The organism is Pseudoalteromonas ulvae UL12, from assembly GCF_014925405.1.
GTDB classification, from domain to species: Bacteria; Pseudomonadota; Gammaproteobacteria; order Enterobacterales; family Alteromonadaceae; genus Pseudoalteromonas; species Pseudoalteromonas ulvae.
In genome coordinates, this window is sequence record NZ_AQHJ01000016.1 from 1 (window position 1) to 18408 (window position 18408).

13 protein-coding genes and 1 tRNA gene are annotated in these 18408 nt (G+C 42.1%); all 14 read left to right on the forward strand.

All coding sequences use genetic code 11. The features are described from left to right. The first annotated feature begins 404 nt into the window (after window positions 1-404). Complete coding sequence (gene fusA / locus PULV_RS00210; protein ID WP_086746069.1) at window positions 405-2489, forward strand: elongation factor G; 2085 nt, start codon at window positions 405-407, stop codon at window positions 2487-2489. 168 nt (window positions 2490-2657) lie between these two features. After that, window positions 2658-2734, forward strand: a tRNA-Trp gene (locus PULV_RS00215). 122 nt (window positions 2735-2856) lie between these two features. Further along, window positions 2857-3234: a preprotein translocase subunit SecE gene (gene secE, locus PULV_RS00220; RefSeq protein WP_086746068.1), complete on the forward strand. Its 378-nt coding sequence runs from the start codon at window positions 2857-2859 to the stop codon at window positions 3232-3234. Between the two features lie 4 nt (window positions 3235-3238). After that, window positions 3239-3796 carry a transcription termination/antitermination protein NusG gene (gene nusG, locus PULV_RS00225; RefSeq protein ID WP_086746067.1) on the forward strand — a complete coding sequence of 186 codons (558 nt, stop codon included), beginning with the start codon at window positions 3239-3241 and terminating at the stop codon, window positions 3794-3796. Between the two features lie 158 nt (window positions 3797-3954). Beyond that, window positions 3955-4383: a 50S ribosomal protein L11 gene (gene rplK, locus PULV_RS00230; protein WP_086746066.1), complete on the forward strand. Its 429-nt coding sequence runs from the start codon at window positions 3955-3957 to the stop codon at window positions 4381-4383. A gap of 5 nt (window positions 4384-4388) precedes the next feature. After that, the gene (rplA, locus tag PULV_RS00235) at window positions 4389-5093 is read left to right on the forward strand and encodes a 50S ribosomal protein L1 (RefSeq protein WP_086746065.1); all 705 of its coding nucleotides are present in this window, start codon (window positions 4389-4391) and stop codon (window positions 5091-5093) included. A 317-nt stretch (window positions 5094-5410) separates the two neighbouring features. After that, window positions 5411-5905, forward strand: coding sequence for a 50S ribosomal protein L10 (rplJ, locus tag PULV_RS00240; RefSeq protein ID WP_086746063.1), 495 nt, complete (start codon window positions 5411-5413; stop codon window positions 5903-5905). An 88-nt stretch (window positions 5906-5993) separates the two neighbouring features. Next, a complete protein-coding gene (gene rplL, locus PULV_RS00245) occupies window positions 5994-6356 on the forward strand; it encodes a 50S ribosomal protein L7/L12 (RefSeq protein ID WP_086746062.1) in 363 nt (120 codons plus the stop codon). 262 nt (window positions 6357-6618) lie between these two features. Next, on the forward strand, window positions 6619-10644 hold the full coding sequence (gene rpoB / locus PULV_RS00250; RefSeq protein ID WP_086746061.1) for a DNA-directed RNA polymerase subunit beta: 4026 nt from the start codon (window positions 6619-6621) through the stop codon (window positions 10642-10644). Window positions 10645-10740: 96 nt separating this feature from the next. Beyond that, complete coding sequence (rpoC, locus tag PULV_RS00255) at window positions 10741-14922, forward strand: DNA-directed RNA polymerase subunit beta' (protein ID WP_086746060.1); 4182 nt, start codon at window positions 10741-10743, stop codon at window positions 14920-14922. Window positions 14923-15093: 171 nt separating this feature from the next. Continuing rightward, window positions 15094-15468, forward strand: a complete 375-nt coding sequence (gene rpsL, locus PULV_RS00260) for a 30S ribosomal protein S12 (protein WP_086746059.1) — start codon at window positions 15094-15096, stop codon at window positions 15466-15468. A gap of 94 nt (window positions 15469-15562) precedes the next feature. Then, complete coding sequence (rpsG, locus tag PULV_RS00265; protein WP_086746058.1) at window positions 15563-16033, forward strand: 30S ribosomal protein S7; 471 nt, start codon at window positions 15563-15565, stop codon at window positions 16031-16033. 27 nt (window positions 16034-16060) lie between these two features. Beyond that, window positions 16061-18175 (forward strand): elongation factor G, encoded by a 2115-nt coding sequence (fusA, locus tag PULV_RS00270; RefSeq protein ID WP_193330586.1) that lies wholly within the window; start codon window positions 16061-16063, stop codon window positions 18173-18175. Between the two features lie 61 nt (window positions 18176-18236). Next, window positions 18237-18408 (forward strand): GTP-binding protein (locus PULV_RS00275; RefSeq protein WP_264372464.1); only part of this gene is annotated, 172 nt, incomplete at its 3' end.

The window sequence follows — 18408 nt, forward strand, 5'->3', positions numbered from 1 at the left end:
GCAATCCGCGAAGGTGGCCGTACAGTAGGTGCTGGTGTTGTAGCAACTATCGTAGAATAATGTCAGTTTAGTCTGAACATTAAAAAAAAAGGCCGCTACCGCGGCCTTTTTTAGTCGCATCACAGAAATAATTTACCCTATCGTTATGTTTGTTCGAAAAATGAACCGATGATGCTTGAGTGGGTAAGTGGTTGTTAGCAATACGATAACTGCAGTAATGGGTTGATTAATTGTGATAAAGGTAACTTTGATTGCAAATAAATATAATTAGATAGTCATCATAGCTGGTGATTTTTTATCACATTACCTTTATAATGCCGCAGTTTTTTGCGACAAACATCTGATGATGTCCAACGTCAGTATGATATACTGGCACAGAATATATTTTTTAATAGAGTAATATAATGGCAGATTTATCGAAATACAGAAATATTGGTATTTTCGCGCACGTTGATGCGGGTAAAACCACTACTACTGAGCGTATCCTAAAACTTACCGGTACTATCCACAAAACAGGTGAGGTTCATGATGGTGAATCTACAACTGACTTCATGGAACAGGAAGCTGAGCGTGGTATTACTATCCAATCAGCAGCAGTAAGCTGTTTTTGGAATGGCCACCGTTTCAACGTTATCGATACTCCTGGACACGTTGACTTCACAGTAGAAGTTTACCGTTCACTTAAAGTACTTGATGGCGGTATCGGTGTATTCTGTGGTTCTGGTGGTGTTGAGCCGCAATCAGAAACTAACTGGCGTTATGCGAACGAATCAGAAGTTGCACGTGTTATTTTCGTAAACAAATTAGACCGTATGGGTGCTGATTTTTACCGTGTAACTGAGCAAGTACGTAAAGTACTTGGTGCAAACCCTCTTATCATGACGTTACCAATTGGTATCGAAGATGAGTTCGTTGGTGTTGTCGATGTTTTAACTAAAAAAGCATACGTTTGGGATGATTCAGGTCTTCCTGAAAACTACACAATCGAAGATGTTCCAGCTGACATGGTTGACAAAGTAGACGAATACCATGAAATGCTTATCGAATCAGCCGTTGAGCAAGACGATGATTTAATGGAAGCTTATATGGAAGGTGAAGTCCCTTCTATTGAAGATATCAAACGTTGTATCCGTAAAGGTACGCGTACGATGGATTTCTTCCCAACGTATTGTGGTTCAGCATTCAAAAACAAAGGTGTTCAATTAGTTCTTGATGCAGTTGTGGATTACTTACCATCTCCTACAGAAGTTGATCCGCAACCTCTAATGGATGAAGACGGTAACGAGAACGGCGAACACGCTATCGTATCTGCAGACGAACCTTTCAAGGCGTTAGCATTTAAGATCATGGACGACCGTTTTGGAGCATTAACTTTCGTACGTATTTACTCAGGTAAATTGAACAAAGGTGACACAATCCTTAACTCATTTACAGGTAAAACAGAACGTGTTGGCCGTATGGTTGAGATGCAAGCTGATGACCGTAATGAATTAACGTCTGCACAAGCGGGTGACATCATTGCAATCGTTGGTATGAAAAATGTTCAAACTGGTCATACATTATGTGATCCTAAACACCCAGTTACACTTGAGCCAATGGTATTCCCAACTCCAGTAATCTCGATTGCTGTACAGCCAAAAGATAAAGGCGGTAATGAGAAAATGGGTATTGCAATCGGTAAAATGGTTGCAGAAGATCCATCTTTCCAAGTTGAAACAGACGAAGAAACTGGTGAAACCATCCTTAAAGGTATGGGTGAACTTCACCTAGATATCAAAGTTGATATCCTTAAGCGTACATATGGTGTTGATTTAATCGTAGGTCAACCTCAGGTTGCTTATCGTGAAACGATTACTCGTGAAGTTGAAGATAGCTACACGCATAAGAAACAGTCTGGTGGTTCTGGTCAGTTCGGTAAAATCGACTACCGTATCAAGCCAGGTGAAGTTGCTTCAGGCTTTACATTCAAATCAACAGTTGTTGGTGGTAACGTTCCTAAGGAATTCTGGCCAGCAGTTGAGAAAGGCTTTAAGTCAATGATGAATAACGGTGTGCTTGCGGGCTTCCCGGTTCTTGATGTTGAAGTAGAACTTTTTGATGGTGGCTTCCACGCAGTCGATTCCTCTGCAATCGCTTTTGAAATTGCAGCAAAAGGCGCATTCCGTCAGTCAATCCCTAAAGCGGGTGCGCAACTTCTTGAGCCTATCATGAAAGTTGACGTGTTCACGCCAGAAGATCATGTTGGTGATGTAATCGGTGACCTTAACCGTCGTCGTGGTATGATGAAAGACCAAGAAGCTGGTTTAACTGGTGTTCGTATTAAAGCTGACGTACCACTATCAGAAATGTTTGGTTACATCGGTTCACTACGTACTATGACTTCAGGTCGTGGTCAGTTCTCTATGGAGTTCTCTCACTATGCACCATGTCCACAAAATGTGGCTGAGACAGTGATTGCAGCAGAAAAAGAGAAAAAAGCAGCTAAATAATTAAGTTGTTTTTTAATAAAAAAACCCAATGTCTAAGATGTTGGGTTTTTTTGTGTCCAAAGGTCTGTGAATAAAGAAAATGCTGATATAAAACTTGATAAAAGTGGCTTTGATCAAGTTTTGCTCTTGTTTTCGTTGGTGTCGTCAGTATAATGACTCCCACTTTGCAGGGGCGTAGTTCCAATTGGTAGAACAGCGGTCTCCAAAACCGACGGTTGGGAGTTCGAATCTCTCCGCCCCTGCCAATTTCAAAGACCAGTCTAAAGCTAACAAAATGTTGATGGTTAGCATGTTATTAAGTTTAGATTGAATGGATTAACCCTGTCAGCGACGGGGTTGTTGTGTCTGTAGTTAAGGTGAAAAAAATATGAGCACCAATGTTGAAACTCCATCTAGCTCGATGGATGCGTTAAAATGGCTTATTACTTTTGCATTACTAGGTGGTGCGGTTGTTGGTAATTATGTTTACGAAGATTTTTCTGTATTAACTCGAGCTATTGGGGTTGTTGCTGCAATAGGTTTAGCGCTTGCTACAGCTGCGCAAACAGAAAAAGGCCGTACGTTTATTGCTTTTGCTAAAGAAGCAAGAATTGAAGTCCGAAAGGTTGTTTGGCCTACCCGCCAAGAAACAATGCATACGACATTTATAGTAATGATAGCGACAGTTGTAATGGCATTAATCCTTTGGGGTCTTGATGGCGCATTATTTAGAATTGTAGGCTTTTTAACTGGCTTGGAGATCTAATCCCATGACGGATGAGAACAAAGAAGTAAAGTTACGCTGGTATGTAATCCAAGCGTTTTCTGGTTTCGAAAAACGTGTTCAACAGACAATTAATGAACATATCCGTATTCAAAACCTTGAAGAATATTTTGGCGAAGTGTTAGTTCCGACTGAAGAAGTGGTCGAGATGCGCGCAGGTCAAAAACGTAAATCTGAGCGTAAGTTCTTCCCAGGTTATGTACTTGTTCAAATGGACATGAACGATAAAAGCTGGCATTTAGTTAATAGCATCCCTCGAGTAATGGGATTTATTGGCGGCACATCTGATCGTCCTACACCAATTAGCTCAAAAGAAGCTGATCGTATATTGAATCGCTTGCAAGAGAATGAAGATTCACCGAAGCCAGCTACATTATTTGAAGCGGGTGAAGTGGTTCGTGTTACTGATGGCCCATTTGCTGACTTCACTGGTGTTGTTGAAGAAGTCGACTATGAAAAGAGCCGCGTAAAAGTATCAGTGCTTATTTTTGGTCGCTCTACACCAGTGGAATTAGAGTTTGGTCAAGTAGAAGCAGATAAATAAGTAATACTAAGTAAAAGTATTGAAAAAGGCCGTTGGTTAACTTATAATCAGCGGCCTTTTTGTGCTTTAAGCATAAAAAGTTTTTTTAATCTGGGAAGCCGCTTGAGTACGCGTCCTCGCGCGCACAAGGCAAAGACCCAAATAACGAGGTATTTTCAATGGCTAAAAAAGTTGAAGCTCTAATCAAGCTACAAGTTGCAGCTGGTATGGCTAATCCTAGTCCTCCAGTAGGTCCTGCACTAGGTCAACACGGTGTTAATATCATGGAATTCTGTAAAGCGTTCAACGCACGTACAGAGTCTGTAGATAAAGGCGCACCTGTTCCTGTAGTAATTTCTGTTTATTCAGATCGTTCTTTCACGTTCGAAATGAAAACTCCACCTGCTGCTTACTTACTTAAGAAAGCTGCTGGTATCAAGTCTGGCTCTGGTCGTCCAAACACAGAGAAAGTGGGTACTGTAACACGTGCTCAACTAGAAGAAATCGTTAAGACTAAGCAAGCTGATTTAACAGCTGCTGATCTTGAAGCGGGTGTTCGCACAATCGCAGGTTCTGCGCGTGCAATGGGCTTGAAGGTAGAGGGTTAATAGAAATGGCTAAACTTACTAAACGTATGCGTGTTATTCGCGAAAAAGTTGATGGCACTAAAGAGTACGATATCAATGAAGCAGTTGCATTATTAAAAGAATTAGCGACAGCTAAATTCACTGAAAGTGTTGACGTTGCAGTAAATCTTGGTATTGACGCTCGTAAATCTGACCAAAACGTTCGTGGTGCGACAGTGTTACCACACGGTACTGGTCGTGATGTACGTGTTGCTGTATTCACTCAAGGTGCAAATGCTGAAGCTGCAAAAGAAGCTGGTGCTGAATTTGTAGGTATGGATGACCTTGCTGAATTAGTGAAAAAAGGCGAAATGAACTTTGACGTTGTTGTTGCATCTCCAGACGCAATGCGTGTTGTTGGTCAATTAGGTCAAATCTTAGGCCCACGTGGTTTAATGCCTAACCCTAAGACTGGTACAGTTACACCTAACGTTGCTGAAGCAGTTAAAAATGCTAAAGCTGGTCAGGTTCGTTACCGCAATGACAAAAACGGTATCATCCACACTACTATCGGTAAAGTGGATTTCGATACTAAACAGCTTCAAGAAAACCTTGAGTCTTTAATTGTTGCGCTTAAGAAGGCTAAGCCTGCTCAAGCAAAAGGTACTTACGTGAAAAAAGTAACTATCTCTACAACAATGGGCGCTGGTGTGGCTGTTGATCAAGCAACTTTAGTTACTCAAGTAGTTTAAGTTGTTTACATGGCGCAAAATTTAAACTATAATTTTGCGCCATTTTGTAGGAAACTTCCTACATAAAGAATTCGGGTTGAAGTCCATAATTTCGGTGCATCCTTACAAGGGTAAAGCGATAAATTGGGCTTCCGTCCAAGACCGTAGGTGTTGTTGGCTATCTAATAACTTAATTGTCCTACGTAGACGGTGTGAATCCCCAGAAAGATTTTTCCTAATCTTCTGGCTCTCGCCGTAAAAAGCATCTTCTTCTAATTTATTTAGTTGAAGTAGAGTAAACAGGGGATTTTCCCCTATTAGAACCAGGAGTAACACCCATGGCCATTAATCTTCAAGACAAAAAAGCAATTGTTGCTGAAGTCCAAGAAGCTGCCAAAGGTGCTCAATCTGCAGTAATCGCAGATTCTCGTGGTGTAACTGTTGGCGCAATCACTGCACTTCGTAAAGAAGCTCGTGAAGCTGGCGTTTGGATGAGAGTTGTTCGTAACACTCTTGCTAAGCGTGCGGTTGAAGGTACTCCTTTTGAGTGTTTAAGTGAGTCATTAGTTGGTCCTAGCTTAATCGCTTTTTCTTCTGAGCACCCAGGTGCTGCAGCGCGTATTTTTTCTGAATTCGCAAAGAAAAACAAAGATTTCGAGCTTAAATCAGCCGCTTTTGATGGCCAAATCGTTAACGTAGAAATGCTTGCTAAGCTACCTACTTACGATGAAGCAGTTGCACGCTTAATGAGCGCTATGAAAGAAGCGTCTGCCGGTAAATTGTGTAAAACAATTGAAGCAGTACGTGTACAAAAAGAAGAGCAAGCTGCTTAATTTTATAAGCAATTGTTTTTTATTGGTGTAATATATTTTTTAGAGTCTTATCGATAATCATAAGATTCATATAATTAGGAAATTTGAAATGTCTGTAACTAAAGACCAAATCCTTGACGCAATTGCAGCTATGTCTGTAATGGAAGTTGTTGAACTAGTTGAAGCAATGGAAGAGAAATTCGGTGTAACTGCAGCTGCTGCTGTTGTTGCTGCTGGTCCTGCTGAAGCTGCTGAAGAGAAAACTGAATTCGACGTAATTCTTACTGCTGCTGGCGCTAACAAAGTTGCTGCGATCAAAGCTGTACGTAGTGCAACTGGTCTTGGCCTTAAAGAAGCAAAAGCTCTTGTTGAAGCTGCTCCTACTCCAATCAAAGAAGCTGTTTCTAAAGACGAAGCTGAAGCTCTTAAGAAAGATCTTGAAGAAGCTGGTGCTACAGTTGATATCAAGTAATCTAGCATTTGCTAGGTTACCTGCCTGATTTATCAGGCAAGGGCTGGTGATTATTTAATCACCGGCCTTTTTGCGCTGTAGAGTGATGTATTCCTACAGAGCAAAATCTACTTAATAAAATAATGGTTTTATGCCCTTATAAGTGAAATTTATTGTTTTATTGTAGTAGTACATAAAGTTGTAAATATTCTTGGCATAGATGCCAGTTAGTCTGCTCTGCATTGAGCAGGTAGGGTCAAAGATCAGCAAGCTGAGGAACCCCATGGCTTACTCTTATTCTGAAAAGAAACGTATCCGTAAGGATTTTGGTAAACGCCCACAGGTGTTAGATATACCTTTTCTACTGTCGACGCAGTTGGAATCGTTCAAAAAATTCTTGAGTCCGGACGCTGAAGGCAACCACGGTTTGGAAGCAGCCTTCCGTTCCGTATTTCCTATTAAAAGTTACTCGGGTAATTCTGAGCTTCAATACGTTAGTTATCGTATTGGCGAGCCAGTATTCGATGTAAAGGAATGTCAAATTCGCGGCGTCACTTATTCTGCACCACTACGTGTTAAGTTGCGTTTAGTGTTGATGGACAAAGAAGCACCAGGCACAGTAAAAGACATCAAAGAGCAAGAAGTCTACATGGGCGAAATTCCGCTCATGACAGATACAGGTACTTTTGTAATTAATGGTACTGAGCGTGTTATCGTTTCTCAGCTACACCGTAGCCCTGGTGTATTCTTTGATAACGACCGCGGTAAAACTCACTCGTCAGGTAAAGTGCTTTATAATGCACGTGTTATTCCTTACCGTGGTTCATGGTTAGACTTTGAGTTTGATGCAAAAGATAGCTTATACGTTCGTATTGATCGTCGTCGTAAGTTACCAGCCAGTATTATTTTACGTGCTCTTGAATTCTCAAATGAAGAAATGCTCGACATTTTCTTTGAAAAGACAGCATTTGAAGTAGCTAACGGCAAAGTGATGATGGAACTTGTTCCTTCGCGCTTACGTGGTGAAGTTGCTCAGTTTGAAATCAAAGATAATGACGGCGAAGTTATTGTTGAAGCCGGTCGCCGTATTACAGCGCGTCACATTAAGCAACTTGAAACACAACAAGTTACTCAGCTTGAAGTGCCACATGAATACATTATCGGCCGTGTAATAGCACGCAATTATATCAGCGAAGAAAGCGGTGAAATCATCGCAGAAGCCAATGCTGAATTAACGTTAGAGTTAATGGCTGAGCTAGTTAAAGCTGGTTTCAACCGTATTGATACGCTTTACATCAATGATGTAGATAGCGGTGCGTACATGTCAGATACATTACGTATTGACTCTACGACAAACCGTTTAGAAGCGCTAGTTGAAATCTACCGCATGATGCGCCCTGGTGAGCCACCAACGCGTGATGCTGCTGAAGCCTTGTTCCAAAACTTATTCTTCTCTGAAGAGCGTTATGACTTATCGACTGTTGGTCGTATGAAGTTTAATAGCCGTGTTGAGCATCCAGAAGGCTCAGGTAATGGCACGCTAAGTAAGGAAGATATCGTAGCTGTAATGAAAGTCTTAATTGACATTCGTAATGGTAAAGGCGATGTGGATGATATCGATCACTTAGGTAATCGTCGTATTCGTTCTGTAGGTGAAATGGCTGAAAACCAGTTCCGTGTAGGTCTAGTTCGTGTTGAACGTGCTGTACGTGAACGTTTAAGTTTAGGTGATCTTGATGCGATCATGCCGCAAGACTTAATCAATGCTAAGCCTATCTCTGCTGCAGTTAAAGAGTTCTTCGGTTCATCTCAGTTATCGCAGTTCATGGATCAAAACAATCCATTATCTGAAGTAACGCACAAGCGTCGTATTTCAGCATTAGGTCCGGGCGGTTTGACTCGTGAACGTGCTGGCTTTGAAGTGCGAGATGTTCACGTTACTCACTACGGTCGTGTTTGTCCTATCGAAACACCAGAGGGACCGAATATCGGTCTAATTAACTCTTTGTCTTGTTACGCTCGTACTAATGAGTTCGGCTTTTTAGAAACACCATACCGTAAAGTGGTAGATGGCGTTGTAACAGATGATGTTGATTATCTTTCTGCAATTGAAGAAGGTCGTTTCGTAATCGCTCAGGCGAATGCAAACTTAACCGAGACAAATGAATTTGAAGATGAGTTAATTCCATGTCGTTTTAAAGGTGAATCAACCTTTATGGGACGTGCTGACATGCAATATATGGACGTATCACCTCAGCAGGTTATTTCTGTTGCGGCGGCGCTTATTCCATTCCTTGAACACGATGATGCTAACCGAGCATTGATGGGTTCAAACATGCAACGTCAAGCTGTACCTACATTAATTGCTGATAAGCCGTTAGTTGGTACAGGTATTGAATTAACTTTGGCAAAAGACTCAGGGGTAACAATCGTTGCAAAACGCGGCGGTCAAGTTACTTATGCTGATGCGAGCCGTATTGTTGTTAATGTTAATGAAGGTGAGCGTGTACCTGGTGAAGCCGGTATCGACATCTACAACTTAACTAAATACACGCGTTCGAACCAAAATACATGTATTAACCAAAAGCCAACAGTCATGGTGGGTGAGCCAATTACTCGCGGTGATGTGCTAGCTGATGGTCCTTCTACTGACTTAGGTGATCTTGCGTTAGGTCAAAACCTTCGCGTGGCATTCATGCCATGGAATGGTTATAACTTCGAAGATTCAATCTTACTTTCAGAGCGCGTTGTTCAGGAAGATCGTTTAACAACGATTCATATCCAAGAACTTCAGTGTGTTGCTCGTGATACTAAGTTAGGCTCAGAAGAAATTACAGCTGACATTCCAAATGTTGGTGAATCTGCATTAGGCAAACTTGATGAATCAGGTGTTGTTTATATTGGTGCAGAAGTAAAAGGCGGCGATATCTTAGTTGGTAAAGTGACACCTAAGGGTGAAACACAACTAACTCCTGAAGAAAAGCTACTACGTGCTATCTTCGGTGAAAAAGCATCAGACGTTAAAGATAGCTCACTACGTGTGCCTAACTCAGTAACTGGTACTGTTATTGATGTTCAAGTCTTTACTCGTGATGGTGTTGAAAAAGACAAACGCGCGCTTGAAATTGAAGATATGCAACTTCGTGAAGCGAAAAAAGACTTCAATGAAGAGTTCCGTATTCTTGAAGCGGGTGTTGTTGCCCGTGCACGTCAATTATTGGTTGTTGCGGGAATTGATGAAGAAAAACTAGTTGGTTTGTCTTCAGAAAAAATCCTAACACAAAGCCTTGCTGATGAAGAAAAGCAAGCTGAGCTAGAACAATTAGCTGCTCAATATGACGAATTAAAAGCCGAATACGATAAAAAGTTTGAAGTTAAACGTCGCAAAATTACCCAAGGTGATGATTTAGCGCCAGGCGTACTGAAAATTGTAAAAGTGTATCTAGCTGTTAAACGCCGCATCCAACCGGGTGATAAGATGGCGGGTCGTCACGGTAACAAAGGTGTTATCTCGACAATCGTACCAGTTGAAGATATGCCTTATGACGAAAAAGGTCGTGGTGTTGATATCGTACTTAACCCATTAGGTGTACCTTCGCGAATGAACGTCGGTCAGATTTTAGAGACTCACATGGGTCTTGCTGCTCGCGGTATCGGTGAACGTATTGAAGACATGATTAAAGAACAACGTGAACTTCATGAGTTACGTGAGTTCATCCAAAAAGCATACGCTTTAGGTGATTGTCGTCAAAAAGTTGATATTGCAAGCTTCTCTGATGATGAAGTTCGTCGTTTAGCGCATAACTTACGTGGTGGTTTACCGATTGCTACACCAGCATTTGATGGCGCCAAAGAAAGCGAAATTAAAGAGATGCTTGAGCTAGGTGGTTACCCATCAAGCGGCCAGGTTACGTTGTTTGATGGTCGTACGGGTGACAGATTTGAGCGTGATGTAACAGTTGGTTACATGTATATGCTGAAATTAAATCACTTAGTTGATGACAAGATGCATGCGCGTTCTACAGGCTCATACAGCTTAGTTACTCAGCAGCCGCTGGGTGGTAAAGCTCAATTCGGTGGACAGCGTTTCGGTGAGATGGAGGTATGGGCACTTGAAGCATACGGTGCAGCCTACACACTTCAAGAAATGCTTACTGTTAAGTCTGATGACGTTAATGGTCGTACTAAGATGTATAAGAACATCGTAGACGGCAACCATCAGATGGAACCTGGTATGCCAGAATCGTTCAACGTATTGTTGAAAGAGATTCGCTCACTAGGTATCAACATCGAGTTGGAAGAAGTATAAGTCAGTTACTGTGCCCAGAATTGGGCATGGTAAATCGACTCATTGAATGGGGGGGCGTATCCGCCCCCAAGATTAACCTCCGACAGGAGAGCTAAGGTGAAAGACTTACTTAAGTTTCTGAAGCAACAAAATAAGACCGAAGAGTTCGATGCGATTCGAATTGGTCTTGCTTCTCCAGATATGGTTCGTTCGTGGTCATACGGTGAAGTAAAGAAACCTGAGACAATCAACTACCGTACATTCAAGCCTGAACGTGACGGCTTATTCTGTGCCCGTATTTTTGGCCCAGTTAAAGATTACGAGTGTTTATGTGGCAAATACAAACGCCTTAAGCACCGTGGTGTGATTTGTGAAAAATGTGGTGTTGAAGTAACGCTTACTAAAGTTCGTCGTGACCGTATGGGTCATATCGAATTAGCAAGCCCAGTGGCACATATTTGGTTCTTGAAATCATTACCATCGCGTATTGGTTTAATGCTTGATATGACATTACGTGATATCGAACGTGTACTTTATTTCGAATCATTCGTGGTTACTGAGCCAGGAATGACGACACTTGAGCGCTCTCAACTTCTTAATGAAGAAGAGTACTTAGATGCGCTTGAAGAACACGGTGATGAGTTTGAAGCTAAGATGGGTGCTGAAGCGGTTTTAGACTTGCTTCGTGAACTTGATCTTGGTCAGTTGATTGCTGAAATGCGTGAAGAGTTACCAACAATTAACTCTGAAACTAAGCGTAAGAAAATCACTAAGCGTTTAAAACTAATGGAATCATTCCATCAATCAGGTAATAACCCTGAATGGATGATCATGACGGTGTTACCAGTATTACCACCTGATTTACGTCCATTAGTACCATTAGACGGCGGCCGTTTCGCGACTTCAGATTTGAATGATCTATATCGTCGTGTTATTAACCGTAATAACCGTCTAAAGCGTTTATTAGACTTAGCGGCACCAGATATTATCGTACGTAACGAAAAGCGTATGTTACAAGAAGCGGTCGATGCGCTACTTGATAATGGTCGTCGTGGTCGTGCAATTACAGGTTCTAACAAGCGTCCTCTTAAGTCTCTTGCCGACATGATCAAAGGTAAGCAAGGTCGTTTCCGTCAGAACTTACTTGGTAAACGTGTTGACTATTCAGGCCGTTCTGTAATCACAGTAGGTCCAACACTGAAATTGCATCAGTGTGGTCTTCCTAAGAAGATGGCACTTGAGTTATTTAAACCATTTATCTATGGCAAACTTGAGTTGCGTGGCATGGCTACGACAATCAAAGCAGCTAAGAAAATGGTTGAGCGTGAAGTACCAGAAGTGTGGGATATCTTAGATGAAGTTATCCGTGAACACCCTGTACTTCTTAACCGTGCACCAACACTTCACCGTTTGGGTATCCAAGCGTTCGAACCAGTACTAATTGAAGGTAAAGCAATTCACCTTCATCCATTAGTATGTGCGGCTTATAATGCCGACTTCGATGGTGACCAAATGGCGGTACACGTACCGTTAACATTGGAAGCACAGTTAGAAGCGCGTGCGCTTATGATGTCGACGAATAATATCTTATCACCTGCAAATGGTGAGCCGATTATCGTTCCTTCACAAGACGTTGTCTTAGGTCTTTACTACATGACGCGCGATCGCATTAATGCGAAAGGCGAAGGTGCTGTTTTTAAAGATCCAAAAGAAGCTGAAAAAGCGTACAGAACAAGCACTGCAGACTTACATGCACGTGTAAAAGTTCGTATTACAGAAACAATTACAGACGTTGATGGTAACTCAGAAGATCGTATTTCGATTTATGACACGACTGTAGGTCGTGCAATATTGTCATTGATTTTACCTAAAGGTATGCCGTTTGAATTAATCAACCGCGCTATGGGTAAAAAACAAATCTCTGGTTTGTTAAATGAGTGTTATCGTCGCCTAGGTTTAAAAGATACTGTTATTTTTGCTGACCAAGTTATGTATACCGGCTTCCATTATGCAATGAAATCTGGTGTATCGATTGGTATCAATGACTTAGTTATCCCACCGGTTAAAGGTGAAATGATTTCTTCTGCTGAAGATGAAGTAAATGAAATCAATCAACAATTCCAATCTGGTCTTGTAACTGCTGGTGAGAAATACAATAAAGTTATCGATATTTGGTCTCGTGTAAATGAAAACTTATCGCGTGCGATGATGGACAACTTATCGAAAGATACAGTTATCAATGCACAAGGTGAGGAAGAATTACAAGACTCGTTTAACTCAGTATTTATGATGGCCGACTCTGGTGCTCGTGGTAGTGCTGCTCAGATCCGTCAGTTGGCGGGTATGCGTGGTCTAATGGCACGTCCAGATGGTTCAATCATCGAGACGCCAATCACAGCAAACTTCCGTGAAGGTCTAAGCGTACTTCAGTACTTTATCTCGACGCATGGTGCGCGTAAAGGTCTTGCCGATACAGCACTTAAAACAGCAAACTCGGGTTACTTAACTCGTCGTTTAGTTGATGTGGCACAGGATTTAGTTATCAACGAAGACGATTGTGGCACTGAAGATGGCTTAACAATGAAACCGCTTATCGAAGGTGGTGATGTTGTTGAACCGTTACGCGAACGTGTTTTAGGACGTGTTGTCGCTGAAGACATTCTTAAACCAGGCACAAATGAAGTTTTAGTTGAGCGTAACGTTATGCTTAACGAAAAACTGTGTGACTTGCTAGAAGATAACTCAGTTGATGAAGTACGCGTACGCTCAGTCATCACGTGTGATAATGACTTTGGTGTATGTGCTAAGTGTTACGGTCGTGACCTAGCTCGTGGTCACCTGATTAATGCTGGTGAATCTGTGGGTGTTATCGCTGCACAGTCAATCGGTGAACCAGGTACACAGCTTACGATGCGTACATTCCACATCGGTGGTGCGGCATCTAGAGCGTCAGCTGAAAACAGTGTTCAGGTTAAAAATCCGGGAACATTGAAGTTACACAATGCTAAATACGTATTAAATACAGACGGCAAGATTGTTATTACCTCTCGTTCGACTGAGATCACCATTATTGATGATCACGGCCGTGAGAAAGAGCGTTATAAAGTACCTTACGGTGCGGTGCTTTCTGTACAAGACGGTGCGTCGGTTGCAGGCAACGATATTGTTGCAACATGGGACCCGCATAGTCACCCAATCGTTGTTGAACGTGTATCAAAAGTGACATTCAGCGACATTGATGATTCGAATACTGAAGCGCAAACTGATGAACTAACAGGTCTAACACGTGTTGTTGTTAAAGACCTATCAAAAGTTAACGCCAAAGAGCCGAAGTTAATCATCGAAAGTGAAGAGACGGGTTTACAAGAAACACGCTTACCTTCATTTACAACCATCGAAGTAACAGATGGTGCGACGGTTAACCCTGGTGATGTTTTAGCTCGTATTCCACAAGAAGGTTCGAAAACTCGAGATATCACGGGTGGTCTACCACGTGTTGCTGACTTATTCGAAGCACGTAAGCCAAAAGAGCCTGCTATTCTTGCTGAAATCACGGGTACCATTAGTTTCGGTAAAGAAACTAAAGGTAAGAAACGTTTAGTTATTACTCCTGCTGAAGGTGATCATTACGAAGAGATGATTCCTAAGTGGCGCCAACTTAACGTGTTTGAAGGTGAACAAGTGTCTAAAGGTGAAGTTATTGCCGATGGTCCAGAATCACCTCACGATATCTTACGCCTTCGTGGTGTAACGGATGTTGCAAATTACATTGTTAATGAAGTGCAAGATGTTTACCGTCTGCAAGGTGTAAAAATCAATGATAAACATATCGAAACCATCATTCGTCAGATGCTTCGCAAGTGTTTAATCATTGATGGTGGTGATACTGAGTTCTTAGCCGGAGAGCAAGTTGAGGTTGCACGTGTAAATATTGCAAACCGAGACTTAGAAATTGAAGGTAAGATCCCAGCTAAGTATGAAATCCAATTAATGGGTATCACAAAAGCATCACTAGCTACAGAATCTTTCATCTCTGCAGCATCGTTCCAGGAAACAACTCGAGTTCTGACTGATGCCGCTGTAAATGGTAAGAGCGATGAGTTGCGCGGTCTGAAAGAAAACGTAATTGTGGGTCGTTTGATCCCAGCCGGTACAGGCTTTGCGTATCATCAAGATCGTATCAAGCGTCGTAAAGAGCGTGATAATGCTTCACTCGTTGAAGAGCAATCAGTTAGTGTTGAAGAGGCAACTCAAGCATTGACTGACGCATTAAACGCTGACCTGTCTGGTAACAACTAAGCCAAATAATTTAACATTATGGCCACATATAGCAGTTATATACTGCTATATGTGTTGTTATGGTTGACAGGTTAAACTTTGCTCATTAAAATTCCGCCACCCTTTATTTCGCTGTAGAAATTAAGGGCGGATTTTTTTTTCAGTAGATATTAATTAACTAGGAGCTATTTAATGGCAACTATCAACCAGCTAGTGCGCAAGCCACGTCGCAGTAAGGTTGTAAAAAGCAACTCTGCCGCGCTAAAAGCTTGTCCGCAAAAGCGTGGAGTATGTACTCGTGTATATACAACTACACCAAAGAAACCTAACTCTGCATTACGTAAAGTAGCGCGTGTTCGTTTAACGAATGGTTTCGAAGTAACATCTTATATCGGTGGTGAAGGTCACAACCTTCAAGAACACAGCGTTATCTTAATCCGTGGTGGTCGTGTTAAAGACTTACCAGGTGTACGCTTCCACACTGTTCGCGGCGCATTAGACTGTGCTGGCGTAAGTGACCGTCGTCAAGCTCGTTCTAAATATGGTGCTAAACGTCCTAAGAGCTAATGGTTCTCCGTTAGTAAGGCCAAGCACTTAAGAAATAAATATTTGTTTTGGGAGTCGCTCAAAAAGCGAACCTGAAGATAACCGGAGATTAAAAATGCCTAGAAGACGCGTTATAGGTCAACGTAAAATTCTACCAGATCCTAAGTTCGGATCAGAACTTCTTGCTAAATTCGTCAACGTTTTAATGTTAGACGGCAAGAAATCAACTGCTGAAAAAATCGTATATGGTGCGCTAGACGTGGCTGCTGAGAAATCAGGCAAGTCGCACCTAGAAATCTTTGAAGCTGCACTTGATAACGTTCGCCCACAAGTCGAGGTTAAATCTCGTCGTGTTGGTGGTTCTACATATCAAGTTCCAGTTGAAGTACGTCCAGTTCGTCGTAATGCATTAGGCATGCGTTGGATCGTAGATGCTGCGCGTAAGCGTGGTGAAAAATCTATGGGTTTACGTCTTGCTCAAGAAATGCTTGATGCGGCGGACAACAAAGGCACTGCGGTTAAGAAACGTGAAGACGTTCACCGTATGGCTGAAGCGAATAAAGCATTCGCTCACTACCGTTGGTAATCTGCCTTTAGTCTTTAAGAGGATATTATGGCACGTATAACTCCAATTGAGCGTTACCGTAATATTGGTATTTGCGCCCACGTTGACGCGGGTAAAACAACTACCACTGAACGTGTACTTTTTTATACTGGTCTTTCACATAAGATCGGTGAAGTACACGACGGTGCTGCAACAATGGATTGGATGGAGCAGGAGCAAGAACGTGGTATCACGATCACTTCTGCTGCAACCACGTGTTTCTGGAAAGGTATGGATGGGCAATACCCAGATCATCGTATCAATATTATTGATACTCCAGGACATGTAGACTTTACGATAGAAGTAGAGCGTTCATTGCGTGTGCTTGATGGTGCTGTCGTTGTTTTGTGCGCTTCATCTGGTGTTCAGCCTCAAACAGAGACTGTTTGGCGTCAGGCTGATAAATACGAAGTTCCAAGAATGATCTTCGTAAACAAGATGGACCGTACAGGTGCTGACTTTTTCCGAGTAGTAGAGCAGATTAAAAATCGCCTAGGAGCTAACCCTGTACCAATTCAAATAGCAATTGGTGCAGAAGAAGACTTCAAAGGGGTCATTGATCTTATTAAGATGAAAGCAATTAACTGGACTCAAGAAGACCAGGGAATGACTTTTACTTATGAAGAAATTCCAGCTGATCTTCTTGATGAAGCAGAAGAATGGCGTTCTCATTTAGTTGAGAGCGCAGCTGAAGCGACTGAAGATCTAATGGATAAATACCTCGAAGGTGAAGAGTTAAGCGAAGAAGAAATAAAAGCAGCTATTCGTCAACGTACGTTAGCTGGTGAAATAGTGCCAATGACATGTGGCTCTGCTTTCAAAAATAAAGGTGTTCAAGCTGTACTTGATGCAGTAATTGAATATATGCCATCGCCAACAGAAGTGAAACAAATTCAGGGTATTCTTGAAGATGACACTGAACAAGAGCGTCCGGCAAAAGATGATGCCCCATTTGCGGCTCTCGCCTTTAAAATTGCAACAGACCCATTTGTAGGTACTTTAACTTTCTTCCGAGTTTATTCTGGTATTGTTAATCAAGGTGATGCTGTTTATAACCCTGTAAAGGGTAAAAAAGAACGCCTTGGCCGAATAGTACAGATGCATGCAAACTCTCGTGAAGAGATTAAAGAAGTTCGCGCTGGTGACATCGCGGCTGCTATCGGTCTTAAAGACGTGACCACAGGTGATACCTTATGTTCTCCGGATGCAATTATTACATTAGAGCGAATGGAATTTCCAGAGCCTGTAATATCTGTAGCGGTAGAGCCTAAAACACATGCTGATCAAGAAAAAATGGGGATTGCACTAGGTAAACTAGCTGCTGAAGACCCATCGTTCCGCGTCCATACGGATGCAGAGTCTGGTCAGACTATCATCTCTGGTATGGGTGAGCTTCACTTAGATATTATCGTTGACAGAATGAAGCGCGAATTCAGCGTCGAATGTAATGTGGGTAAACCTCAGGTTTCTTACCGTGAGACTATCCGCTCATCAGTTGAAGTTGAAGGAAAGTTTGTTCGTCAATCTGGTGGTCGAGGGCAATTTGGTCATGTATGGCTTAAAATTGAACCGCTTCCAATGGACAGTGATGACTCCCCAACCTATGAGTTCGTAAATGAAATCGTAGGTGGCGTTATACCAAAAGAATATATACCAGCGGTAGACAAAGGTATTCAAGATCAAGTGCAAAATGGTGTGCTTGCTGGTTTCCCTTTACTGGGTGTCAAAGTTACGTTGTTTGATGGTTCATTCCATGACGTAGACTCAAATGAGATGGCATTCAGAATCGCAGGTTCTATGGGCTTTAGGAAGGGGGCGCTTGATGCGAATCCTGTATTACTTGAACCAGTAATGAAGGTTGAAGTAATCACTCCTGAAGACAACATGGGTGATGTTGTAGGCGATTTAAACCGTCGTCGTGGTTTAATCGAAGGAATGGAAGATGCGCCAGGTGGATTGAGACAAATCAATGCACTAGTTCCGTTATCTGAAATGTTCGGTTACGCAACGGATCTTCGTTCTGCTACGCAGGGCCGTGCTTCATACGCTATGGAGTTTGTGAAGTACAGTGAAGCGTCTAAAAATGTGGCAGACGTAATAATTGCAGCTCGCGCTGTTAAGTAATTTAAGTTCGGTCCGATCTGTTTGGATCGGACTTTAATTTCTTTTATAGGAATTTTTTAAGATGGCAAAAGAAAAGTTTGAACGCGTAAAACCGCACGTAAACGTTGGTACTATCGGCCACGTTGACCACGGTAAAACTACACTAACTGCAGCAATCACTAACGTACTTGCAAAAGTATACGGTGGTACTGCTAAAGATTTCGCATCAATCGATAACGCTCCAGAAGAGCGCG